The 23225-nt window shown below is 67.3% G+C and carries 23 protein-coding genes; 13 read left to right on the plus strand and 10 right to left on the minus strand.

Going from position 1 to position 23225, the window contains the following annotated elements; genetic code table 11:
• Positions 1–81 precede the first annotated feature (81 nt).
• Positions 82–768, plus strand: coding sequence for a GntR family transcriptional regulator (locus tag CBM2594_RS16865; protein ID WP_116357983.1), 687 nt, complete (start codon positions 82–84; stop codon positions 766–768).
• 25 nt (positions 769–793) lie between these two features.
• On the opposite strand, the gene CBM2594_RS16870 is transcribed toward CBM2594_RS16865, so the two are convergent.
• Positions 794–1771, minus strand: coding sequence for a Bug family tripartite tricarboxylate transporter substrate binding protein (locus CBM2594_RS16870; RefSeq protein ID WP_116357984.1), 978 nt, complete (start codon positions 1769–1771; stop codon positions 794–796).
• 47 nt (positions 1772–1818) lie between these two features.
• The gene (locus tag CBM2594_RS16875; protein ID WP_116357985.1) at positions 1819–3051 is read right to left on the minus strand and encodes a CaiB/BaiF CoA transferase family protein; all 1233 of its coding nucleotides are present in this window, start codon (positions 3049–3051) and stop codon (positions 1819–1821) included.
• 242 nt (positions 3052–3293) lie between these two features.
• Here CBM2594_RS16875 and CBM2594_RS16880 point away from each other — a divergent pair, with 242 nt between their 5' ends.
• The 4 genes from CBM2594_RS16880 to CBM2594_RS16895 all read left to right on the plus strand — a co-directional run bounded on the left by CBM2594_RS16880 (position 3294) and on the right by CBM2594_RS16895 (position 7747).
• A complete protein-coding gene (locus tag CBM2594_RS16880) occupies positions 3294–4274 on the plus strand; it encodes a quinone oxidoreductase family protein (protein WP_116357986.1) in 981 nt (326 codons plus the stop codon).
• A gap of 15 nt (positions 4275–4289) precedes the next feature.
• Complete coding sequence (locus CBM2594_RS16885; protein WP_116357987.1) at positions 4290–5045, plus strand: glutathione S-transferase family protein; 756 nt, start codon at positions 4290–4292, stop codon at positions 5043–5045.
• A gap of 29 nt (positions 5046–5074) precedes the next feature.
• A complete protein-coding gene (locus tag CBM2594_RS16890; protein ID WP_116357988.1) occupies positions 5075–5833 on the plus strand; it encodes an enoyl-CoA hydratase/isomerase family protein in 759 nt (252 codons plus the stop codon).
• A gap of 279 nt (positions 5834–6112) precedes the next feature.
• Entirely contained in the window at positions 6113–7747 is a 1635-nt protein-coding gene (locus tag CBM2594_RS16895; protein ID WP_116359653.1) for a methyl-accepting chemotaxis protein, read from the plus strand.
• A 51-nt stretch (positions 7748–7798) separates the two neighbouring features.
• Here CBM2594_RS16895 and CBM2594_RS16900 read toward each other — a convergent pair whose 3' ends face one another.
• Complete coding sequence (locus CBM2594_RS16900; RefSeq protein WP_116357989.1) at positions 7799–8704, minus strand: LysR family transcriptional regulator; 906 nt, start codon at positions 8702–8704, stop codon at positions 7799–7801.
• A 117-nt stretch (positions 8705–8821) separates the two neighbouring features.
• Between CBM2594_RS16900 and CBM2594_RS16905 the strand changes: the two genes are divergently transcribed.
• From CBM2594_RS16905 to CBM2594_RS16935, 7 genes are all read left to right on the plus strand, one after another.
• A complete protein-coding gene (locus CBM2594_RS16905) occupies positions 8822–9997 on the plus strand; it encodes an acyl-CoA dehydrogenase family protein (protein ID WP_116357990.1) in 1176 nt (391 codons plus the stop codon).
• Positions 9998–10023: 26 nt separating this feature from the next.
• Entirely contained in the window at positions 10024–11079 is a 1056-nt protein-coding gene (locus CBM2594_RS16910; RefSeq protein WP_116359654.1) for a hypothetical protein, read from the plus strand.
• A gap of 1 nt (position 11080) precedes the next feature.
• The gene (locus CBM2594_RS16915) at positions 11081–12247 is read left to right on the plus strand and encodes a CoA transferase (RefSeq protein WP_116357991.1); all 1167 of its coding nucleotides are present in this window, start codon (positions 11081–11083) and stop codon (positions 12245–12247) included.
• Positions 12248–12284: 37 nt separating this feature from the next.
• Positions 12285–13247, plus strand: a complete 963-nt coding sequence (locus CBM2594_RS16920) for a Bug family tripartite tricarboxylate transporter substrate binding protein (RefSeq protein WP_116357992.1) — start codon at positions 12285–12287, stop codon at positions 13245–13247.
• 185 nt (positions 13248–13432) lie between these two features.
• Positions 13433–13633, plus strand: a complete 201-nt coding sequence (locus CBM2594_RS16925; RefSeq protein ID WP_116357993.1) for a hypothetical protein — start codon at positions 13433–13435, stop codon at positions 13631–13633.
• Between the two features lie 3 nt (positions 13634–13636).
• Positions 13637–13951 (plus strand): type II toxin-antitoxin system RelE/ParE family toxin, encoded by a 315-nt coding sequence (locus tag CBM2594_RS16930; protein ID WP_116357994.1) that lies wholly within the window; start codon positions 13637–13639, stop codon positions 13949–13951.
• Positions 13952–14074: 123 nt separating this feature from the next.
• On the plus strand, positions 14075–15304 hold the full coding sequence (locus CBM2594_RS16935; protein ID WP_116357995.1) for an RtcB family protein: 1230 nt from the start codon (positions 14075–14077) through the stop codon (positions 15302–15304).
• A 34-nt stretch (positions 15305–15338) separates the two neighbouring features.
• Here CBM2594_RS16935 and fliR read toward each other — a convergent pair whose 3' ends face one another.
• The 7 genes from fliR to fliL all read right to left on the minus strand — a co-directional run bounded on the left by fliR (position 15339) and on the right by fliL (position 19779).
• On the minus strand, positions 15339–16124 hold the full coding sequence (gene fliR, locus CBM2594_RS16940) for a flagellar biosynthetic protein FliR (RefSeq protein WP_116357996.1): 786 nt from the start codon (positions 16122–16124) through the stop codon (positions 15339–15341).
• A 67-nt stretch (positions 16125–16191) separates the two neighbouring features.
• A complete protein-coding gene (fliQ, locus tag CBM2594_RS16945) occupies positions 16192–16461 on the minus strand; it encodes a flagellar biosynthesis protein FliQ (protein ID WP_116357997.1) in 270 nt (89 codons plus the stop codon).
• A 37-nt stretch (positions 16462–16498) separates the two neighbouring features.
• Positions 16499–17323: a flagellar type III secretion system pore protein FliP gene (gene fliP, locus CBM2594_RS16950; RefSeq protein WP_232346650.1), complete on the minus strand. Its 825-nt coding sequence runs from the start codon at positions 17321–17323 to the stop codon at positions 16499–16501.
• Entirely contained in the window at positions 17320–17775 is a 456-nt protein-coding gene (gene fliO, locus CBM2594_RS16955) for a flagellar biosynthetic protein FliO (protein WP_116357998.1), read from the minus strand. The genes fliP and fliO overlap by 4 nt, the downstream gene beginning before the upstream one ends.
• On the minus strand, positions 17772–18218 hold the full coding sequence (gene fliN, locus CBM2594_RS16960; RefSeq protein ID WP_116357999.1) for a flagellar motor switch protein FliN: 447 nt from the start codon (positions 18216–18218) through the stop codon (positions 17772–17774). The genes fliO and fliN overlap by 4 nt, the downstream gene beginning before the upstream one ends.
• Positions 18211–19230 carry a flagellar motor switch protein FliM gene (gene fliM / locus CBM2594_RS16965; protein ID WP_116358000.1) on the minus strand — a complete coding sequence of 340 codons (1020 nt, stop codon included), beginning with the start codon at positions 19228–19230 and terminating at the stop codon, positions 18211–18213. Before fliM ends, fliN begins: the two co-directional genes overlap by 8 nt.
• Before the next feature lie 57 nt (positions 19231–19287).
• Positions 19288–19779: a flagellar basal body-associated protein FliL gene (gene fliL / locus CBM2594_RS16970; protein ID WP_116358001.1), complete on the minus strand. Its 492-nt coding sequence runs from the start codon at positions 19777–19779 to the stop codon at positions 19288–19290.
• 468 nt (positions 19780–20247) lie between these two features.
• On the opposite strand from fliL, the gene acnB reads away from it, so the two are divergent.
• Complete coding sequence (gene acnB / locus CBM2594_RS16975) at positions 20248–22839, plus strand: bifunctional aconitate hydratase 2/2-methylisocitrate dehydratase (protein ID WP_116358002.1); 2592 nt, start codon at positions 20248–20250, stop codon at positions 22837–22839.
• Positions 22840–23225 lie beyond the last annotated feature (386 nt).

Here is a 23225-nt window from a genome sequence, read left to right on the forward strand (position 1 = left end):
GCCTTGTGCACACAACGGCAGCCTGTGAATACGCAGGGCAGGTTAGAATCCGCTATCCCTGTTCCTGCGTAGCTGCCGTTCATGTCCGAAGAAAAGAAGAGCCTGTCCGAAACCATCCGCGCCGCGATCGAGCAGGAGATTCTTTCCGGAAAACTACCCAGCGGCACGCAGCTGGAAGAGCAGCAGTTGCTGGCGCGCTTCGGCGTGTCGCGCACGCCGGTGCGCGAGGCGCTGATCCAGCTGGAGTCGGCCGGCCTGGTCGACCTGGTGCCGCGCCAGGGCGCGATCGTGTCGTCGATCACGCTGCGCGAGTACGTGGCGATGAACGAGATCCTGGTGCAACTGGAATCGCTGGCGGCCCGGCTGGCGGCGCGGCGCATCTCCGCGGCGCAGCGCACGGCGCTGCAGCAGGCGTTCAAAGCGTGCAGCGCGGCGGCACAGGCGGGCGATGCCGATCGCTACCGCGAAGCCAACGATGCCTTCCACGACGTCATCTACGCAGCCTGCTGCAACGACATCCTGTCGCGGCAGATCCGCACCATGCGTGCGCGCATGCGCGGCATGCGCGACCTGCGCTTCGAGAAGCCGGCGCGTATCCTGGCCTCGCTGGCCGAGCATGAGGCGGTGATGGGCGCGATCGTGCGCGGCAACGAGGACGAGGCCGCGGTGGCCATGGTGCGGCATATCGCCACCGGCGGCGACGTCTATGCCGACATGATCGCCGCCATGCCCGACGACGAAGCCGGCGGCCGGCGCGGCCGCCGCTAGTCCCAGCGCTCCGCGCGCGCGGGGCTCAGTCCAGCTTGACGCCGGCCTGCTCGATACGCGTCACCGCCGACTTGCCATCGGCTGCCGCCCATTTGCCGAACTCCGCCGGCGACTCCGAAGTCGACACCTCGCTGCCGTTGCCGGCCATCTTGGCGCGCAGTTGCGGGTCGGCCATCACCTTGGTTGCGGCGGCGAAGAGCTTGTCGCGGATGCCGTCGGGCAGTCCGGCCGGACCGAACAGTCCGAACCAGAAAGTAAAGTTGAAGCCGGGCAGGCCCATCTCCGCCAGCGCGGGCAGGCCCGGCGCCACCGCCGACGGCTTGGGCGTGGTCACGCCGATCATCTTCACCACGCCCTGCGTGCCCAGCGGCAGCACCGACGCCGCGGTGCCGAACGACAATTCCACCTCGCCCGCGGCCACTGCCTGCAGCGCCGGCGCGCCGCCCTTGTAGGGCACATGGGTCATCCTGGCCCCCGTCGCCTTTTCGAACTGCAGCGCGGCGATATGCGGCGAGCCGCCGATGCCGGACGACGAGTAGTTGAACTTGCCCGGCTGCGCGCGCGCCTTGGCCACCAGCGTCTTGAGGTCGCCGACGTTCAGGTTCTTGTTGACGGCCAGGATCAGCGGCGACACCGTCAGCCGCGTCACCGGGGTGAAGTCGGTCGCCTTGTAGCGGGCCTTGTACAGCTGCTGGTCGATGCCGTACAGCGTGGCCGTGGCCAGTCCCAGCGTATAGCCGTCCGGCGCGGCCTGCGCCAGCGCCGCGGAGGCGAGCGTGCTGCCGGCGCCGGGCTTGTTGTCCACCACCACGGTCTGGCCCAGTTCCCTGGACAGCGCTTCGCCGAACACGCGGGCGACGAAGTCGGCGGCGCCGGCCGGGGTGTAGCCCACCAGCAGCCGGATCGGCCGGGACGGGTATTCCTGCGCGCCGGCGATGCCGGGCAAGGCCGCCAGGGTGGCGAGGGCCGCGCCGATGGCGACGCGCCCGAGAGCATGGTTCATGGTTGTCTCCTTGTTGTATTCGCAGCCTTGGTTGGGTATGGCGGGCTTCAGGACGCCACGCTGGCTTCGCGCAAGGCGGCGATGCCGGCGTCGTCGTAGCCCAGCCCGCGCAGGATCTCGTCGGTGTGTTCGCCGGGATCGGGCGCGGCGCGGGCAAAGCGTTCCGGGTGCGGCGCCGCCGACAGGTTGATCGGCGAGCGCAGCAGCGCGAGCGGCCCCAGCACGGGATGCTCGGCGGGCCGGGTCATGCGCAGGTGGCGCACTTGCGCGTCCTCGAAGGCCTGGCCGATATCGAACACCGGCCCGCACGGCACGCCGGCCGCATTCAGGCGCGCGGTCAGCTCGGCGGCGGTGAACGTGGCGGTGCACTGGTTGATCGCGGCGTCCAGCCGCTGGCGCTCGGCGGCGCGGCCCGTCGCGGTCTGGAAGGCGGGGTCGTCCAGCAGCCAGCCGGCCTCGACGGTGCGGCAGAAGTTGGCCCACATGCGGTCGGTGCTGGCGGCGATATTGACCACGCCGTCGCGGCAGCGGTAGGTGCCCATCGGCACCAGCGTCGGGTGCGCGTTGCCTTGCTGGGTCGGCACTTCGCCGTCCACCGTGTAGCGGGTCGCCTGGAAATCCAGCTTGTTGAGCATGCCCTCGATCAGCGAGGTATGCACCCATTGCCCGCGGCCGGTGCGCGCGCGGTGCAGCAGCGCCAGCAGGATGCCCTGGCCCAGGAACATGCCAGCGGTGGTGTCGGAAATGGCGATGCCGACGCGCAGCGGTCCCTGGCCTGGTTCGCCGGTGACGGAACTCAGCCCCGACATGCCCTGCACGATCTGGTCGAGGCCCGGGCGCTCGCAGTAGGGCCCGTCCTGGCCGAAGCCGGAGATGCTGGCGAGGATCACGCGCGGGTTGATCGCGCTCAGGTGGTCGTAGGTCAGCCCCAGGCGCTCCTTGACCACCGAGCGGAAGTTCTCCACCACCACGTCGGCGCGCCGCACCAGCCGCGCCAGCACCTCGGCGCCCTGCGGCGTCTTCAGGTCCAGGCACAGGCTGCGCTTGTTGCGATGCAGGTTCTGCTCGTCCGAGCCACGCCGCCGGCCGGTTACCGAGCCGCGGTCCTGCGGCGGGGGCGGCTCCACGCGGATCACGTCGGCGCCCCAGTCCGACAGCAGGCGCACGGCGGCGGGCCCGGCGCGGGCGATGGACAGGTCCAGCACGGTCAGGCCCGACAGCGGCAGGTCGGCGCACGCGGCGCTGGAGCCGCCGTCAGTGCCCGATGGAAAAGACGTCATGGCAAATCCTCGACAAGGGAATCGGCTTGAGTATACAAATATTCAGTATAAAAATACGTATACGGACTTTCCATGATGCGAAGCCCCGCGGGGTCACGTAGGCTGTGAGTGATTCCTGCCGCCGAGCAGCGCGCACGGCTGCCGTAAATATGCTCATTACATCGCTTCGCAGGCGTCGCATCGGCTGACACAGCAGCCTTCCCGGAAATGAGCCCCCATTCAGTCAATCCTTCAGGATTCGTATGCTGACAGACGCTATCTGTATTAACAGGACCGGAGACCCGGACGTGCTGGAGCCATGCCGGGTAGAGGTTCCGCCGCCGGCCCCGGGCGAGATCCAGCTGCGCCAGTCAGCCATCGGCCTGAACTTCGCCGATATCTACCAGCGCAAGGGCGCGCATGGCCCGCACGCCGCAGCGCCGTTCCCGGTCACGCTGGGTTCGGTCGGCGCTGGCGAGGTCGTGGCGATCGGCCCGGGCGTGGACGGCTTCGAGGTGGGCCAGCGGGTGGCGTGCATGCATCCGGGCGCCTACCAGGTGATCCGCAACGTGCCGGCGGGGCGGCTGGTGCCCTTGCCGGATGCGATCTCCGCGGAGGTGGCCGGCGCCACGCTGCTGCGCGGCCTGACCGCCGAGTACCTGCTGCGCCGGCTCTACGCCGTGCAGCTGGGCGACGTGGTGCTGGTGCATGCGGCGGCGGGCGGCATGGGCGTGCTGCTGTCGCAATGGGCGCGCGCGCTGGGCGCGACCGTGATCGGCACCGTGGGCAGCGAGGCCAAGCGGGCGGTGGCGCTGGCACATGGTTGCCACCATGTCATCAACTACCGCGAGACCGGCTTCGTCGACGCCGTGCTGGCGCCGACCGGCGGCGCGGGCGTGGCCGTGGTCTACGACGCCGTCGGCAAGGACGTGTTCGTGCCGTCGCTGCAATGCCTGCGGCCGTGCGGCATGGCCATCAACTACGGCACCGCGTCGGGCGACGTCGAGGCCTTCGACCTGCAGCTGCTGCACGCGCGCTCGCTGATCGTGTCGCGGCCGACGTTGCGTACTTATATTGCCAGCCCGCAGGCGCTGGCCGCTGCCGCGGCGACGTTGTTCGACGCCGTCGCGGCCGGGCAGTTGCGGCTGGAAGTCACGCACCGCTACCCGCTGGCCGCCGTGCGCGATGCGCACCGCGACCTGGAAAGCCGCGCTACCACGGGTTCGGCCGTGCTGATTCCCTGAACCGCGGAGCGCAACATGAAACTGTTCCATGGCTGGTTGTCGAGCGCGTCGCGGCGGGTGCGCCTGTGCCTGGCCGAGAAGGGCATCGCCTATGACAGCGTGCCGGTCGACCTGGCGGCGCAGGAACAGCATACGCCCGCGTTCCTGGCGATGAATCCCAACGGCGTGGTGCCGGCGCTGGTGCTGGACGACGGCCGCTTCCTATATGAGAGCGGCACCATCTGCGAATACCTGGACGAGGTCCGCCCGTCGCCGCCATTGCGGCCCGACGATCCCTACCAGCGCGCGGTGATGCGCAACTTCGTGCGCTGGACCGACGAGAAAGCGCTGCCCAACCTGCTGGTGCTGAACTGGAGCCTGGCGCTGCAGCCGGTTGCCGCGCAATGGAGCGATGCCACGCTGGCCGAGCGGCTGGCGCGCATCCCCACCGCCGAGCGCCGCGAAGCATGGCTGCGCATCGCGCGCCAGCCCTATACCGACGCGGAGAAGCGCCGCACGCTCGACGCGCTGCTGTTGCTGCTGCCGAAGATGGAAGCGATGCTGGCCGATGGCGACTGGCTCTTCGGCGCGCGCTATACGCTGGCCGATATCGCCGCGACGCCTTTCATCGCGCGCATCGCCGAACTGGCGCCCGCCGCGCTGTCGTCGGCGCCGGCCGTGGCCGCGTGGTGGCTGCGCGCGCAGGCCCGGCCCGCATTTGCGCAGGCGCGGCTGGAACGCTTTGACATCGCGCTGGCCCGCCGCGGCGTGCCGGGCGCCGATGACCACTGACCCTGAAGATCCCTACTGGAGAATTGCCCATGCAGACTGATGGTTCCCTGCCCTCGCTCGACATTGCCGGTCATGTCGCCACGATCACCCTGCGCCGCCCGGAGGTGGCCAACCGTCTGGGACCGGACGACCTGGCAGAACTGCAGCGCCATGTCGAGGCAGTCAATGCCAGCGACGTGCGCGTGCTGCGCCTGCGCGGCAGCGGCAAGTACTTCTGCAGCGGCTTCGATATCGGCCGGCTCGCGGCCGGGCAGCGCGGCGCCGGTTTCGAGACGTTGGTCAACGCGCTGGAAGACTGCCGCGCCGTCACCATTGCCGAGATCCACGGCGGCGTCTACGGCGGCGGCACCGACCTGGCGCTCGCCTGCGACTTCCGGCTCGGCACCCACGCGGTCGACATGTTCATGCCCGCGGCGCGGCTGGGCCTGCATTTCTACCAGCGCGGCATGGAGCGCTATGTCAGCCGGCTGGGGCTGAACCACGCCAAGCGCCTGTTCCTGACCGCCGAGCGCATCGATGCCGACGAGATGTTCCGCTGCGGCTTCCTGACCGAACTGCTGCCCGCGGAACGGCTGCGCGAACGCGCGGAGCAACTCAGCGACACGGTGGCCGGCCTGGCGCCGCTGGCGGTGCAGGGCATGAAGCGGCACCTGAATGCCATCGGCCGCGGCGCGCTCGATGCGGCGGCGCTGGCGGCGGATATCGCCGCGGCGAACCAGTCGCAGGATATCCGCGAAGGCGCGCTGGCCTGGCAGGAGAAGCGCAAGCCGCGGTTCAGCGGTACCTGACGCACCGGCAGTTGCAGGCGGCCGCGATGACCGCCTGCGCTGCTGTCGTGACTCCCCGCGCACACCATCGTCCATGCCCCTCTCTGGTGGGGATCAGTTTGCCGCGACCCTACCGTTAGCCACCGCAACATAGAGCACGGATCAAGACCATGGCCAGGGCAATGCGCACCATGCCGGGCGAGATACCGCGCCGCCGACAGGAACGGGCGCACAGTGGCCAGGGTTAGGACCATAACAACGGAAGCGCATACGTCTTCTTGGACGGTAAGGGGAGTGATCATGAATATCAGGAGTCTGTCTATCCGCACGCGGCTGCTGGCCGGGTTCGGCACGCTGGCAGGCGTGGTGCTGGTCGTGTCGGCGTATTCGCTGCATGCGCTTGGCGAGGCGACGGCGGGTTTCAATGACTACCTGAACGGGCTCAATGCCCGGGCAGAAGTGGCATCGCAGGTGCGCAGCGCGGTCGACCGGCGTGCCATTGCGGCGCGCAACCTGGTGCTGATAACGGATGCGGCGGAGCTGGAGCGCGAGAAGGCCGACGCGCTGCGCGCGCATGCAGACGTGCAGGCCCGGCTGACGCGGCTCAGCGAGATGGTGCGCCAGCCCGGCGTCAGCGAGGAAGCGCGCAAGCTGGTCGAGGAAGTGGCCAGGGTCGAGACGCAGTATGGGCCGGTCGCCACCGGCATCGTCGGACTGGCGGTCGAGCGCAAGGTCGAGGAAGCCATCGCGCGCATCGACAAGCAATGCCGTCCGTTGCTGGCGGCGCTGATCAAGTCGACCGATGCCTACGCGGAATTCACCAGGCAGCGCCAGAAGGACATGGAGCACAGGCTCGCGGCGGACTACGAACGCCAGCGCAACCTGCTGATCCTGATTTCGCTGGTGTCCGCGGTGATTGCGCTGGCCGGCGGCGTGCTGATCACGCGTGCCATCACGCGGCCGATCCAGCGTGCCGTCGAGGTGGCCGGCACCGTTGCCAGCGGCGACCTGGGCGCGCGCATCGAGGTGGACCGCCATGACGAGACCGGCCGCCTGCTGGCGGCATTGCGCGACATGAACGAGCGCCTGACCGCCACCGTCACCCGCGTGCGCGCCGGCAGCGGCAATATCGCCATCAGCACCAGCGAGATCGCGCGCGGCAATGCCGACCTGAGCAGCCGCACCGAGGAGCAGGCGGCGTCGCTGGAGCAGACCGCGGCCAGCATGGAAGAGCTGACCGAGACCGTGCGCCAGAACACCGAGAACGCGCGCCAGGCCAGCCAGCTCGCGCGCAGCGCCGCCGATGTGGCGCATCGCGGCAGCACCACGGTGCAGCGCGTGGTCGGCACCATGCAGGACATCAGCGCCAGCTCGAGCAAGATCGCGGAGATCACCGGCATCATCGAGGGCATTGCCTTCCAGACCAATATCCTCGCGCTGAACGCGGCGGTGGAAGCGGCGCGCGCCGGCGAGCAGGGACGCGGCTTTGCCGTGGTCGCCAGCGAGGTGCGCGGTCTGGCGCAGCGCTCGTCGAGCGCGGCCAAGGAGATCAAGGAGCTGATCGAGGCGTCGGGGCGGCAGGTGCAGGATGGTTCGTCGCTGGCTACCGAGGCCGGCCAGACCATGGCCGAGGTCACCCAGGCGGTGGCGCGCGTAACCGGCATCGTCGAGGAAATCGCCACCGCGTCGGCCGAGCAGACCCGCGGCATCGAACAGGTCAACCAGGCCATCGTGCAGATCGACCAGGTGACGCAGCAGAACGCGTCGCTGGTGAGCGAGGCGGCCAACGCATCGCGCGCGCTGGAAGAGCAGGGCCGCGAGCTGAGCGAGGTGGTGGCGTTCTTCCGGCTGCCCGGCGAAGCGGCGGCCATGTCTTCAGGCACCGGCGCGCAGGCTGCGCCCCGGCGCGCGGCGCACCAGCTGGCCGCCGCGTAGCGGCAAGCCCGGGAAGGCGGCGCGGGCGGCGCGGGCGGCGCATGCCCGCGCTCAGCCTTTCGGCTCCGTTCCGGCGTCGACCCCTTGCTTGACGAAGGCCCTGACCGCCGGCGACATCTCGCGCCGGCGATAGGCCAGCGCGAGATGCACGGCCAGGCGGAAATCCGCGACCGGTTTGAAGAAGACGCCGGGCTGCGAGAAGTTCTGCATGGACTCCGGCACGATGGCGATCCCGTACCCGGCGGAAGCAAGGCTGGTGGCCGAAATGAAATCCTGGACGCGATACTCGAGGCGTGGCGTGAACCCGCCCGCCTTCCCCAGGGCAGTCAGCGCGAAGCCGAACCCTTCCTCGTCGGCAAACTGCGGCACGATGAACGGTTGATCGGCAAGCTCCCGGGCCGCAACCGGTCCGCGCCTGGCCAGCGGGTGGTGGCTTGCCATCGCAGTCAGCAACCGTTCTGTCTGCACGATCTTCGTCTCGATGCCCGCCGGGCAGAGTCGCCGCGGCCTGACGATCCCCACATCGATCCGGCCTTCGCTCAGCGCGTCGAGCTGGCGTGGCGTCTCCATCGGAAAGACTTCGACCCGCACCAGTTCGTGATGCTTGCGGAAGTCGCCCAGCATCCTCGACAAGAGCCCGGTGCTGACACCGGAGGCGACGTAGCCAATCCGGATAACCCCCGCCAGCCCCCTGGCAGCCAGCCGGCCGACCTGGTCGGCACGCTCGATGTGGCGCAATGCCGCTTCCGCTTCCGCGTAGAACAGCCGCCCGGCATCCGTCAGCGAGACCGGCTTGCGCTTGTTGCGGTTCAGCAGCGTGACGCCAAGGTCCTTCTCCAGCCGTTGCACCTGGGTACTCAGGCCCGACTGGGCGAGGCCCAGGCGATCGGCGGCCTTGGCAAAGTGAAGTTCCTCGGCGACCGCCAGGAAACACTGCAGCTGACGTACATCTAGCATTCGTTTAATCACAAAAGCGGAACAAATATTCCTGCATGCTAGCTGGTACGTATCAAAGATTCCAGATGAAATGAAGCCATCGAACACCGAGCGGCACGCATTTCCTGGAGAAGACAAATGAACGAGCTGTGGCACCCGCAACTGGGCGAGTCCGAATTGAAGTGGCAGCAGAAGGCGCAGGCATTGGCTGCGCAAGCGTTTGCGCCGCTGGCCGATGAAATCGACCGCGACCAGCGCTACCCGGTCGAGCATCTCCCCAGGCTGCTGGACGCGAAGATCTCCGGCATGTTCGTGCCGAAGGCATACGGCGGCGAAGGGGCGTCGCTGACTGCGGTCGTCGCCGTGGTCGAAGCCGTGGCGCAAGGGTGTGCGTCAACGTCGGCGATTCTGGCGGCGCTGGCGCTGGGCGCGTTTCCGATCCTGCTGGCCGGCAGCGAAGCGCAGAAGCAGGCGCTGCTCGGCGGGCTGGCGCAGCGCGGCGATGCGGTGAACTTTGCGCTCAGCGAACGCGAAGCGGGCTCCGACCCGTCGGCCATCCAGACCGTGGCGGTTCGCGAAGGCGATGGCTGGCGGATCCGCGGCGAGAAGTGCTGGCTGGGCAATGGCGGCCACTCGCAGCATTTCATCGTTTTTGCCCGCACCGGCGGCGCGGCAGCGCGCAAGGCGGTTTCGGCATTCGTGGTGCCGCGCGATACCGACGGTCTCGTCGTTGACTTCTACGAAGACAAGATGGGCATCCGCGGCACGACCACGACCAATCTCAAGCTCGACGTCCGGGTGCCGGCAGACAGCCTGGTCGGAGCCGAAGGCGATGGCCTGAAGCTGGCGCTGGCCACGCTGACCGTCGGCCGCGTGGTCGTGGCCGCGCAGGCCAACGGCATCGCGCTGTGCGCGTATGACTCGGCAAGGCGCTACGCGGTGACCCGCAACACCTTCGGCCATCCGCTGATCGACCACCAGGGCGTCGGCTTCAAGCTGGCCGATGCCGCCATGAACCTGTCGGCGGCGCGCATGTTCACCTACGAAGCCGCCCGCGCCTATGACCAGGGCAGAGACATCGGCACGCTCGGCGCGATGGCCAAGCTTTATGCCAGCGAGGTCTCGCACGATGTGGTGGACGACGCCGTGCAGATCCTGGGCGGGCGCGGCTACGTGAAGCCGAATGTCGTCGAGCGCTGCTATCGCGACCAGCGCATTGTCGAGATCTACGAAGGCACGTCCGAGATCCAGCGCGTCGTGCTCGCGCGCGCCGTAAAGAAGGGTGCGCTCGCCGATATCGAGGCCGCCAAATGACGCAGGCGAATCCAATGTACGCAGGCATGCCTGAAGCCAGCTCGGAAGCCAACCCGCCGCAGGCAGGCTGGCGGGCAGTCGCCGGGCTCTACCACGCCTTCTTCACCGGCATCGTCCTTTCGACCGTGACCCGCAAGGGCACGCCGGCGGCCGCGGAACTGGTCTACGAGATTTTCTGCCGCCAGCGCCAGGAGCGCTTCGTGGCCGGACTGCGCAAGCTTGGCATCGACGGGCTCCCGCCAGCGGTAGCGGCCGCGCAGTATCACTACCTGTCCAACCATATCGGCGGCGTCGCGGTTCAGTACATGTACGAGAGCGACAGGAAGGCATGGATTCGCTACAACGCCCCGCGCTGGATCTGGTCTGGCACGGCACTGTGCGGCATCCCTTCCGAGGTGTCGCGCGCCATGCTGGCGGGCTGGCATGCACAGAACGGCGTGACGCTCGGCAAGCCCCGGCTGGGCTTTGTCTGCACCAAGCAAGCGGCAGACGGCGATTCCGGCCTCGAAGGCTACTACTACGAGTACGACCACGACCTCGAACCGCATGAACGGCTGCGCTTTGCGCGGCATGAAGAGGCACCGGACTTCGACGCGGCCGCCGCACCGACGCTGCCCACGGACACCTGGCCACAGGCGCGGCTCGACAAGGCGAAACGCAACTATGCAATGGAATACGTTCGCACCGCTCTGCCCGTTGCCGTGAACCTGTGGGGCCCGCATGAAGCGGAGCGGCTCCTGCGCCTGACCGCGAAGATGATTGGCATGCAGTTCTATCACGAGACCGCGGCGCAGCTCGGCACGCCAGTCGACAAGTCCGCTGCCAGCTTCGCCAGGTTTATGCAGGCCCTGGCCAGGGCGCAGGACGACGCCTGCGAGATCGGCGGCTTCGGTACGCAGGTGTACCAGCGCGGCTGGACGCTGATGGATCCGGTGGCCGATGCACATCCCTGTGTCGCCGACGCGTGGTGTGGACTGCTCGAAGGCGCCCTTGCCGCGCATAACCATCGCCTGTCCTTGAAAACCAGCTGGCACAAGGGCAAGGACGGCTATGCCTTTGAGTGGGCAATCGAAGGGGATTGAGATGGCCGATGCAAGCAGCAATGACTCGGTCCGCGGGGCGCTGTCCGGCCTGCGCGTGGTCGATGCCTCGCGCGTGCTGGCGGGCCCGTTCTGCGGACAGATCCTTGGCGACCACGGCGCCGACGTGATCAAGATCGAAGCACCGGAAGGCGATGAGTGCAGGGGCTTCGGTCCGCCTTTCGTCGAGGGTGCCTCAGCGTACTTCCGCGCCGTCAACCGGAACAAGCGCAGCCTGGTCATCGACATGAACCTTGCGGCAGACCGGGAGGTCTTCTGGCAGCTGCTGGAGACGGCCGATGTCCTGATCGAGAACTTCAAGCCGAGCACGCTGGAGACCTGGGGCATCGACCGGCCCTCCAGCATTACCGAGCGCTTCCCGCGGCTGATTCACTGCCGGATCACCGGCTTTGGCGACGATGGCCCGCTTGGCAGGCTGCCCGGCTACGATGCCGCGGTCCAGGCCATGGCGGGCCTGATCAGCATCAACGGCGAGCCCGGGGGCAATCCGGTCCGGCTGGGCGTGCCGGTGGTTGACCTGACCACCGGCATGAATGCCGCGATGGCCGTGCTGCTGGCCTTGAATGCGCGCCACCGGACCGGGCGCGGCCAGCTTGCCGATGTCAGCCTGTACGACTCCGCCGTGTCGGTCGCGCATCCGTTCATGACGAACTTCCTGGCCTCGGGCGAGACCCCGCGGCCGACCGGAAACAGTCATCCCAATATCGTTCCGTACGACGTGTTCCAGACCGCAACCTGCCCGCTGTTCGTCGCGGTGGCCAATGACCGCCTGTTCGGCAAGCTGTGCCAGGCATTGGGTGCCGGGCACCTGCCGGACGACGAGCGCTTTGCCACCAATCGCCAGCGCGTGGCCCATCGCGAGGCGCTGACCGCCGAGTTGTCCAGGGCCTTTGCCACGGTGGACGGCGAGTCCTTCGGCAAGGCGCTGCTGGCCCGGAACGTCCCGGCGGCGCCGATCCTGAGCATCGCCGACGTTGCCGCGGCCCCCCACACCTTGCACCGGCAGATGGTGGTCCGGCATGGCGACTACATCGGTCCCGGCGTTCCGATCAAGCTCAGCGGTACGCCGGCGTCGATCCGGAGCGGCCCGCCCGCATTGGGCGGCCTGAGCGGTGCAGCCGGCGAAGCGGCATCCCTCTGGAAGCAGTAACTCGTCAGCAAGACGAGAACCATTACAGGAGACAAAAGTGAAACACGTCATTCAGGCAGTGATCTTTGGGACTGCGCTGCTGGCCAGTCCGGTGGCCTTCACCGCGGACGCGTACCCTGGCAACAAGCCCATCAAGATTGTCGCGGCGTTCTCGGCCGGCAGTGCCACCGACACCAGCGCCCGCATCCTGGCAGAAGAGCTGCGCAAAGACCTGGGCACCACGGTCGTCGTCGAGAACCGCCCCGGTGCCCAGGGTGTCATCGGCACCGAATACGCGGTCAAGTCACCGAAGGACGGCTACACGCTGACCATCTCCAGCAGTTCGATCAATTCGATCAATCCCGGGCTGATCAAGGACCTTCCGTACGATGCGACCCAAGACTTCACCCACATTGCGCGCCTCACGACGATGCCCGCGTTGCTGCTCGTTCGCCATGACAGCGATATCAAGACCGTGGCGCAACTGGTGGCGCGCGGCAAGGGCGGCAAGCTGAACTTCGGCTACGGCTCGCCGGGCGGCCAGGTGGCGGCGGAAGCGTTCAACCGGATCGCCGGCATCCAGGCCGTCGGCGTCTCCTACAAGAGCCAGCCGCCGGCGCTGACCGACCTGGCTGGCGGACAGATCGACTATGTCGTCGGCGACCTGTCGGTCGCAACGCCGCTCATGAAGGGCGGCAAGATCCGTGCGCTTGCGGTCAGCACCGATCATCGCCTGCCCGAGTGGAAGAACATCCCCACGTTCGCGGAGGCGGGCTTCAAGTCCTACGACCTGGTGTTCTGGGTCGGCCTTGCCGGCCCGGCGGGCATTCCGGCGGAAGTCGTGCAGCGCCTGAACGCGTCGGTCAACAAGGCACTGGCCAGGCCTGAAGTGCGCGAGCGCTTCATGGGCATGGGCATGGAGGTTGCGCCGAACGAGGTCGAGGCCCAGCAACGGTTCGTGCGCGCGCAGTTGCAAAGCTGGGCGGCGCGGATGAAGGAGGCGAATATCAAGCCGGAATGAAGCTGGCAATGCGACCGGTCAGGACCTGGCCAGCCAAAGGCTACACGCAAGGCCGGGCGTGCGAGGCGACGCCGGCCGCGGTCAGTGGACGGGGATGCCACGGCACTTGCCCCTGAAAGTGCTGCAGCAGGCTCTGGATGAGGAAGATGGTGACTAGCCGGAGGATACCCTTGGTAGAATGCGGTATGGCTCGCTTGACTCCTCCCTCCTCGCAGAAGTACCTGCTGCCGCGTGCTGCCGATGCTGTTGGTCCGCAGAACGAGGCGGAACGTCGTCTGTATGAGCTCATACTGGAAGGGCTCAACAGCGGCGAAGGGACCGAGTACGCGCGGGTTGACGAGTTCGCTGCCGAGTTCCGCGCCCGCCTGCAAAACCGCAAACGCTAAGCCGTGGCGCTGCGCCTGAAGCTACGGCCCGCCGCGCGCGGTGACGCCGATGCGGCCCAGGACTGGTATGACGATGCCGCGCCAGGTCTTGGCGAGGCCTTTACCGACGAACTGCTAAGCGTGCTGGCCTTCCTGGCCGAGCATCCGAGCGTTGGCTCGCGCCGCTATGCCCATCTGCTGCCGGACGAATCGCTGCGCGTCTGGTCCCTCGATCGCTTTCCCTTCCTGGTGTTTTACCGCGTGAGCGGTGCGGTGCTGGACGTCGTGCGCATTCTGCACGAACGCCGGGACATCGTGGCGAGCCTGATTGCCCATTGACGCGCCGCCGTGCGTACCGTCGGCGTCCGCCGCAGTAGGTTGGTCGAGAGGGTAGCCGCCAGGGAATCCTCGCCGGGCCGGGCTCTCTAAGCTCCAGACGTGACAACAGAGGCCAGTTCAAACATGGCGGGCAAGACGCAATACGACGTACTCGACACCGGCGCCGGCAAGCCGGTCAAGCTGTGGACGCGCGGCGTGCCGGTGGAGAGTGCCGCGCGCGAGCAGTTGGTGAATACCGCGCGGATGCCGTTTATCTTCCGCCATCTTGCGGTGATGCCGGACGTACATCTGGGCAAGGGATCGACCATCGGCTCGGTGATCCCGACGGTGGGAGCGGTCATCCCCGCGGCGGTGGGCGTGGATATCGGCTGCGGCATGATGGCGGTGAAGACCTCGCTGACCGCCGCCGACCTGCCCGACAACCTGGGCCAGCTGCGCAGCGCGATCGAACACGCCGTACCGCATGGCCGCAGCGCGCAGGGCGGGCGGCGCGACCAGGGTGCCTGGGGCAATGCGCCGGCGCACGTCGACGCGGCCTGGGCCGAGATGGCGCCGGGCTTTCGCCGCATCACCGACAAATACCCGCACCTGGCGCGCGCCAACCATCGCAACCACCTGGGCACGCTCGGCACCGGCAACCACTTCATCGAGGTGTGCCTGGACGAGGCGCAGTCGGTCTGGTTCCTGCTGCACAGCGGCTCGCGCGGCATCGGCAATGCGATCGGCACCACCTTCATCACGCTGGCGCAGCAGGACATGCGCCAGCACCTGGCCAACCTGCCGGACCGGGACCTGGCCTACCTGGTGGAAGGCTCGACGCACTACGAGGACTACATCTACGCGGTGTCGTGGGCCCAGGCCTACGCCCGCCGCAACCGCGAGCTGATGATGGAGGCGGTGCTGGCCGCGGCGCAGCGGGTGCTGCGCAAGCCGTTCCAGGCCCAACTGGAAGCGGTGAACTGCCACCACAACTACGTGCAGAAGGAACATCACTTCGGGGCTGACGTGCTGGTCACGCGCAAGGGCGCGGTCAGCGCGCGCGCCGGCGAGCTGGGCATCATCCCGGGCTCGATGGGGGCGCGCTCGTTTATCGTGCGCGGCAAGGGCAATCCGGAGTCGTTCTGCTCGTGCAGCCACGGCGCGGGCCGCACCATGAGCCGCAGCGAGGCCAAGCGCCGCTTCACCGTGGCCGACCAGAAGCAGGCCACGCAAGGCGTGGAATGCCGCAAGGACGCCGCCGTGATCGACGAGATCCCGATGGCGTACAAGGATATCGACGCGGTGATGGCGGCGCAGTCAGACCTGGTGGAGGTGGTGCATACGCTGCGGCAGGTGGTGTGCGTGAAGGGCTGATCGCCGCAGCGGATGCCACCACGCCACGCACGCCTTACCGCCCAAACTGCCCCAGCACCGTCCCCACCGACTCCAGTCCCGCCTCGATCATGTGCTGCATATAGCTGCCCATCTGCGGCATCACCAGCATCAGCACCAGCAAGCCCCCTGACAGCGTCACCGGGAAGCCCACCGCGAAGATCGACAGTTGCGGCGAGGCGCGGTTCAGGATGCCCATGGCCAGGTTCAGGATCAGCAGCGCGGCGATCATCGGCAATGCCAGCAGCAGGCCCGACGCGAACACCATGCCGCCGGCGCGGGCCACGGCCATGGCGCCGCCCGCGGACAGCGGGGTGCCACCGATAGGCAGGCTGTTGAAGCTGTCGACCAGCGCGCCCAGCATCAGCAGGTGGCCGTCGAGCGCCAGGAACAGCAGCACCGCGATGATATTGAGAAAGCGCGACAGCACCATGGTCTGGCCGCCGGCGGCGCGGTCGAAGAACGACGCGAACGACAGGCCCATCTGCAGGCCGATGATCTCGCCGGCCTGCTGCACGGTGGCAAACACCAGCCGCATGACAAAGCCGGTGGCGAGTCCGATGCCGACTTCGTTCAGGATGATCATCAGCCCGCCGAAGGAATACACCGGCACCACGGGAAGCTGGGCGATGGTGGGCGAGACCACCATGGCGATCAACGCCGACAGCGCGATCTTGGCGCGCCGCGGGATGGTCGATTCACCGAACAGCGGCGCGGTGCCGATCAGTGCCAGGATGCGGAAGAACGGCCACAGGAAAGCCGCGAGCCAGCCGTAGAGCTGGGCTGAGGTGAACTCGATCACGGCGGCGGGGCGGCGGGCAGGAAGGGTGACTAACAGGGGAAGGCAAGGAAGGCGGCGCAGGCCGCCTTCAGTGCGCCAGCGCGGGAATGCTCTGGAACACCTCGCGCATGTAGTCGACCATCGCGTTGATCATCCACGGCCCGGCCAGCACCATGGTGGCGAACAGCGCGATCAGCTTGGGGATGAAGCTCAGCGTCATCTCGTTAATCTGGGTCGCGGCCTGGAACAGGCTGACCAGCAGGCCGGCGGCCAGCGCCACCAGCAGCAGCGGCGCGGCCAGCAGCAGGGTCATCTTCATCGCCTGGGTGGCGATGGTCATTACGGTCTCTGGGGTCATGGCTCTTGCGAATAGTGGCTTGCGCGGGCGCTTGGCGTCAGCTCATGAAGCTCTGCGCCAGCGAACCCAGCAGCAGCTGCCAGCCGTCGACCAGCACGAACAGCATCAGCTTGAACGGCAGCGAGATGGTGGCCGGCGGCACCATCATCATGCCCATCGCCATCAGCACGCTGGCAACGACCAGGTCGATGATCAGGAACGGGATAAAGATGGTGAAGCCGATCTGGAACGCGGTCTTCAGCTCGCTGGTGACGAAGGCCGGCACCAGGATGCTGAGCGGCACTTCCTCCGGCCCCTGCATGTCAGGTGCCTTGGCCATCTGCGCGAACATGGCCAGGTCCTTCTCGCGGGTCTGGCGCAGCATGAAGGCCTTGAGCGGCTCGGCGGCCTTGGCCGCGGCGGCTTCGAGGCTGAGCTTGTTCTCCGACAGCGGCTTGTAGGCGTCGTTGTAGACGCGGTCGAACACCGGCGACATCACGAAGAAGGTCAGGAACAGCGACAGCCCCACCAGCACCTGATTGGGCGGCGAGGTGGCCGTGCCCAGCGCGTTGCGCAGCAGGCCCAGCACGATGATGATGCGGGTGAAGCCGGTCATCATCAGCATCGCCGCCGGCAGAAACGACAGCGAGGTCAGCAGCACCAGCGTCTGCACCGGCAGCGACCAGATCTGGCCACCGCCCGGGGCGGGCTTGCTGACCACACCGGGCAGCGACTGCGCCCAGGCAGCGGCGGGCGCGAGCGCGGCGATGGCCAGCACCAGCGCCAGCAAACACAGCAGCGGCGAGGACAGCAGCGGGGCAGGGCGCGCGGCGCGGCTTGGGCGCTGCGGCAGTCGCCACAGCGTGGCACGCGGGGAAATCATGATTTGAATTGGGCTTGCATCGAGCGCAGCAGCTTTTCGGCAAAGCTGCCGCCGGTGGGCGGTTGCAACGGTCCGGCGGCAATGTGTGCGCCGGTCTGGCCGGCGGCGGGTGTGCCTGCCGCCATGGTGTGCAGCGGACGGATTTCGCCGGGGCTGACGCCCAGCACCAGCCAGGTGTCGCCGACCTCGACCAGCACCAGGCGCTGGCGTGCGCCCAGCATGGTGCTGCCGACTACCTTCATCGCGCCGCCGGTGGCGTGGCGCACCAGGCCGGCACGCCGTGCCATCCAGGCCAGGCCCAGGATCAGCGCGATGATGGCGAACAGCCCCAGCCCGGCCTGCGCCAGGCTGGCCGCGCCGCTGATGGCGGGCGCTGGCGTGCCTTCGGCGGCCGCTGCGGCGCAGGGCAGCGCGGCAAGCGAAGCCAGCAGGGCGCGGGCGGCGGCTGTCATTTGTTCAGCTTCCGGATGCGTTCGGACGGCGTGATGATGTCGGTCAGGCGGATGCCGAACTTGTCGTTGACCACCACCACTTCGCCCTGGGCGATCAGGTAGCCGTTGACCAGCACGTCCATCGGCTCGCCGGCCAGGCCATCCAGTTCCACCACCGAGCCCTGCGCCAGCTGCAGCAGGTTCTTGATCGGCACCTTGGTGCGGCCCAGTTCCACCGTCAGCTGCACCGGGATATCGAGGATCATCTCGATGTCGTTGCGGAAGCCGCTCGGGGCTTCCTTGGCCAGCGGCGGAAACACCGTGGCCGCGGCCGGCGTGGCGGTGGCCGCCGGCGCTGCGGCAGCGGCGGGGATCTCGGCGGAAGTGGCGCTGGTCTGCTCGGCCAGCGCGCTGGCCCAGTCGTCCATCGGGTCGACCGGCTTGTCCTCGATGCCGTCAGTCATAATCGGTGTCCTCGGTATCCAGGTGGGAATCGCCGTCCTGGTGATTGATCATTCGTTCTACCCGCAGCGCGTACTGGCCATTCATGGTGCCGAAGCCGCATTGCATCACGGGCACGCCGTCCACCTTGCCGAACACCTTCTCGGGCAGCTCGATCGGCAGCACGTCGCCGGCGCGCATCGCCAGCACTTCGGCCACGGTGCTCTGCAGGTGCGCGAATTCGGCCACCAGCTCGACCTCGGCCGCGCGCAGCTGCGTCGACAGTTGCGTGACCCAGCCCTTGTCGACCTCTTTCTCGTCCTGCAGCGGATTCATCAGCAGGTCCTTGAGCGGCTCGATCATCGCGTACGGCAGGCATACGTGCAGCTGGCCGCCGACCGCGCCCAGCTCGATGTGGAAGGCGGTGGTCACCACGGCCTCGTTGTGCGTGGCGACGTTGGCAAACTTGGGGTGCATCTCCGAGCGGATGTACTCGGTGTCGATCGGATGCACGGTGCGCCAGGCATTGCCGTAGCTGTTCAGCGTCAGCTCCAGCATGCGCTGGATGATGCGCTGCTCGGTCTGGGTAAAGTCGCGGCCTTCCACGCGGGTGTGGAAGCGGCCGTCGCCGCCGAACAGGTTGTCGACCACCAGGAAGACCAGGTTGGGGTCGTAGACGAACAGCGCGGTGCCGCGCAACGGCTTCAGGTGGACCAGGTTGAGGTTGGTCGGCATCGGCAGGTTGCGCGCAAAGTCACCGAACTTCTCGATCCTGACGCTGCCCACGGAGATGTCCGCGCCGCGGCGGATAAAGTTGAACAGCGCCGTGCGCAGCGAGCGCGCAAAGCGTTCGTTGATGATTTCCAGCGTATGCAGGCGGCCGCGGATGATGCGTTCCTGCGTCGCCAGGTTGTAGGGGCGTACCCCGCCCTCGTCGGGCGCAGTCTCGCTGGCCTTGGGCGTATCGGTCTCGCCGGATACGCCCTTGAGCAGCTCGTCTACCTCGTCTTGCGAGAGGAACTTGTCGTAGGCCATCTAGTGTCCTGCCCCTTGTGCGGCGTTATGGATGAAACGTGCTGCCCTGGCTTGCGCTTACTGCACCACGAACGAGGTGAACAGCACGTCCAGCACGCGTTGCGCCGGCAGGCCGCTGGCAAACGGCTTGCTGATGGTGTCGCGGATGTCGTCGGCCAGCTTGCGCTTGCCGTCGACGGTGGCCAGCTCGGCCGGCTGCCTGGCGGAGAGCAGCAGCAGGATGCGGCTGCGCGCCTCGGGCAGGTACTGCGCCAGGCGCGCCTGGGTCTCGGCGTCAGCCACCTTCAGCGACAGGCCGGTATGCAGGAAGCGGTCGCCGTCGTCGCTGCGCAGGTTGACGGTGAACGCGTCCAGCGGCACGAAGATCGGCGGCGGAATCACCGGAGCGGCGGGCGCGGCCATCGCCGCCGGCTGGCGGTTGCTCAGCACGCTGCCCAGCACGAAGCCTCCGGCGCCCAGCGCCACGACCAGCACGCCGGCGCCGATCAGCAGTAGCCGGCCGCGCTTGCCTGTGTTGCCAGTCCGGGGAGGGGAAGCCGTGTTCGCCATGAGAAGCCTGTATCGGAATGCCTGCCATTCTTCCGGAATCGCAGGCCAGCAAAGGGCCGAAAAAAAGGGGGAAACCCTTTCAGCTTGGCCATTTGAGCGGAAAGGGAGCAGGCACGGCTACGCGAGCGGGCGCCTTTGTGTTGCGCGCCTGCAGGCTGGTTAACGCTTGTTGACCGGGGAACTTGAGGGCGCCGGCGCAGGCGGTGGCAGGGCAAGGTCGTCGCCGTCGGGTTGGGCGGGCGGCCGCGCCGGGGCCGGCGGATGCGCGGGTCGATGCATTCCCTACTACGCTACTCGGGTAGCAATCTGTGTAAATCGGCAACTCATCCATGCCGCAACCCTTTGTTTCATTTGGATTTCTGTAAAAATACTCTTATATAAGATATAAGACATTTGACCGAGGAGCCGCTTCGGACTACAATCGCGACGTACCGAGTCTTTCTAAACCTAATTACTCAGCAGGTTCCCATGCTTGAAAACTATCGCGCACATGTGGCCGAGCGCGCCGCGCTTGGCATCCCCCCTCTGCCCCTGACCGCCAAGCAGACGGCCGAGCTGATCGAACTGCTGAAGAACCCGCCCGCCGGCGAAGAACAGAACCTGGTCGAGCTGATCTCCCACCGCGTGCCGGCCGGCGTCGATGACGCGGCCAAGGTCAAGGCCTCGTACCTGGCCGCCGTGGCACTGGGCAAGGAAAAGTGCGCGCTGATCTCGCGTGCCAAGGCTACCGAGCTGCTGGGCACCATGCTGGGCGGCTACAACATCTCGCCGCTGATCGAGCTGCTGGACGACGCCGAAGTCGGCACCGTCGCCGCCGACGCGCTGAAGAAGACCCTGCTGATGTTCGACGCCTTCCACGACGTGAAGGAGAAGGCCGACAAGGGCAACGCCAATGCCAAGGCCGTGCTGCAAAGCTGGGCCGACGCCGAATGGTTCACCAGCCGTCCGGAAGTGCCGCAAAGCCTGACCATCACCGTGTTCAAGGTGCCGGGCGAAACCAACACCGACGACCTGTCGCCCGCGCCGGACGCCACCACCCGCCCGGACATCCCGATGCACGCGCTGGCGATGCTGAAGAACAAGCGCGAAGGCGCGGCGTTCCAGCCGGAAGAAGACGGCAAGCGCGGCCCGGTCAAGTTCATCGAATCGCTGAAGGAAAAGGGCCACCTGGTCGCCTATGTGGGCGACGTGGTCGGCACCGGTTCCAGTCGCAAGTCGGCCACCAACTCGGTGCTGTGGTTCACCGGCGAAGACATCCCGTTCATCCCGAACAAGCGCTTCGGCGGCGTGTGCCTGGGCAACAAGATTGCCCCGATCTTCTACAACACCATGGAAGACGCCGGCGCGCTGCCGATCGAGCTGGACGTGTCGAAGATGGAAATGGGCGACGTGGTCGAGCTGCGCCCGTACGAAGGCAAGGCGCTGAAGAACGGTGAAGTGATCGCCGAGTTCAAGGTCAAGTCCGACGTGCTGTTCGACGAAGTCCGCGCCGGCGGCCGCATCCCGCTGATCGTCGGCCGTGGCCTGACCGCCAAGGCGCGCGAGGCGCTGGGCCTGGCCCCGTCGACGCTGTTCCGCCTGCCGCAGAACCCGGCCGATACCGGCAAGGGTTTCACGCTGGCGCAGAAGATGGTCGGCCGCGCCTGCGGCCTGGAAGAAGGCAAGGGCATCCGCCCGGGCACCTACTGCGAACCGAAGATGACCTCGGTGGGCTCGCAGGACACCACCGGCCCGATGACCCGCGACGAGCTGAAGGACCTGGCCTGCCTGGGCTTCTCGGCCGACCTGGTGATGCAGTCGTTCTGCCACACCGCCGCGTATCCGAAGCCGGTCGACGTCAAGACCCACCACACGCTGCCCGAGTTCATCAGCACCCGCGGCGGCATCTCGCTGCGCCCGGGCGACGGCGTGATCCACTCGTGGCTGAACCGCATGCTGCTGCCCGACACCGTCGGCACCGGCGGCGACTCGCACACCCGCTTCCCGATCGGCATCAGCTTCCCCGCCGGCTCGGGCCTGGTGGCCTTTGCCGCCGCCACCGGCGTGATGCCGCTGGACATGCCGGAATCGGTGCTGGTTCGCTTCAAGGGCCAGATGCAGCCGGGCGTGACGCTGCGCGACCTGGTCAACGCGATCCCGCTGTACGCGATCAAGCAAGGCCTGCTGACCGTGGCCAAGCAAGGCAAGAAGAACATCTTCTCGGGCCGCATCCTGGAAATCGAAGGCCTGCCCGACCTGAAGGTCGAGCAAGCGTTCGAGCTGTCGGATGCATCGGCTGAGCGTTCGGCCGCCGGTTGCACGGTGCGCCTGAACAAGGACCCGATCATCGAATACATCAACAGCAATATCACGCTGCTGAAGTGGATGATCGCCCAGGGTTATCAAGACCCGCGCAGCCTGCAGCGCCGCATCAAGGCCATGGAAGCGTGGCTGGCCGATCCGAAGCTGCTGGAGCCGGACGCCGACGCCGAGTATGCCGCCGTGATCGAGATCGACCTGGCCGACGTGCATGAGCCGATCGTGGCCTGCCCGAACGACCCGGACGACGTGAAGACGCTGTCCGAGGTGGCCGGCGCCAAGATCGACGAAGTGTTTATCGGTTCGTGCATGACCAACATCGGCCACTTCCGCGCAGCGTCCAAGCTGCTGGAAGGCAAGCGCGACATCCCGGTCAAGCTGTGGGTGGCCCCGCCGACCAAGATGGACCAGAAGCAACTGACCGAGGAAGGCCACTACGGCGTGTTCGGCACCGCCGGTGCCCGCACCGAAATGCCGGGCTGCTCGCTGTGCATGGGCAACCAGGCACAGGTGCGCGAAGGCGCGACCGTGATGTCGACCTCGACCCGCAACTTCCCGAACCGCCTGGGCAAGAACACCAACGTGTACCTGGGTTCGGCCGAACTGGCGGCAATCTGCTCGCGCCTGGGCCGCATCCCGACCAAGGACGAGTACATGGCCGACATGGGTGTACTGAACGCCAACGGCGACAAGATCTACAAGTACATGAACTTCGACCAGATCGAGGACTTCAAGGAAGTGGCCGACGGCGTGAACGTGTAAGCCGGGCAGTCAGGCTGGCTTGAAGGAAGGGCCCCGCGTTGCGGGGCTCTTTTGTTTTTGGCTTCTGTCGGCTTACCGGGCAATTAGTGCCACTAGCAATGAGTAACCGCTTGGGTACTCCCTCTCCCGCTTGCGGGAGAGGGGAGCAAACCGGCAGCGAGATCATTGCCTCGAACGTTCCAACTCTCGCTTGTGTACTCCCTCTCCCGCGCGCGGGAGAGGGGAGCAAACCAGCAGCGAGATCATTGCCTCGAACGTTCCAACTCTCGCTTGTGTACTCCCTCTCCCGCTCGCGGGAGAGGGTTGGGGTGAGGGCGGGGCATATCAACGAAGCAAAGGCCGTCGCCATTGCCACCGCCGGCCCTCACCCCCGGCCCCTCTCCCGC

It is taken from the genome of Cupriavidus taiwanensis (genome assembly GCF_900249755.1).
GTDB lineage: Bacteria > Pseudomonadota > Gammaproteobacteria > Burkholderiales > Burkholderiaceae > Cupriavidus > Cupriavidus taiwanensis_D.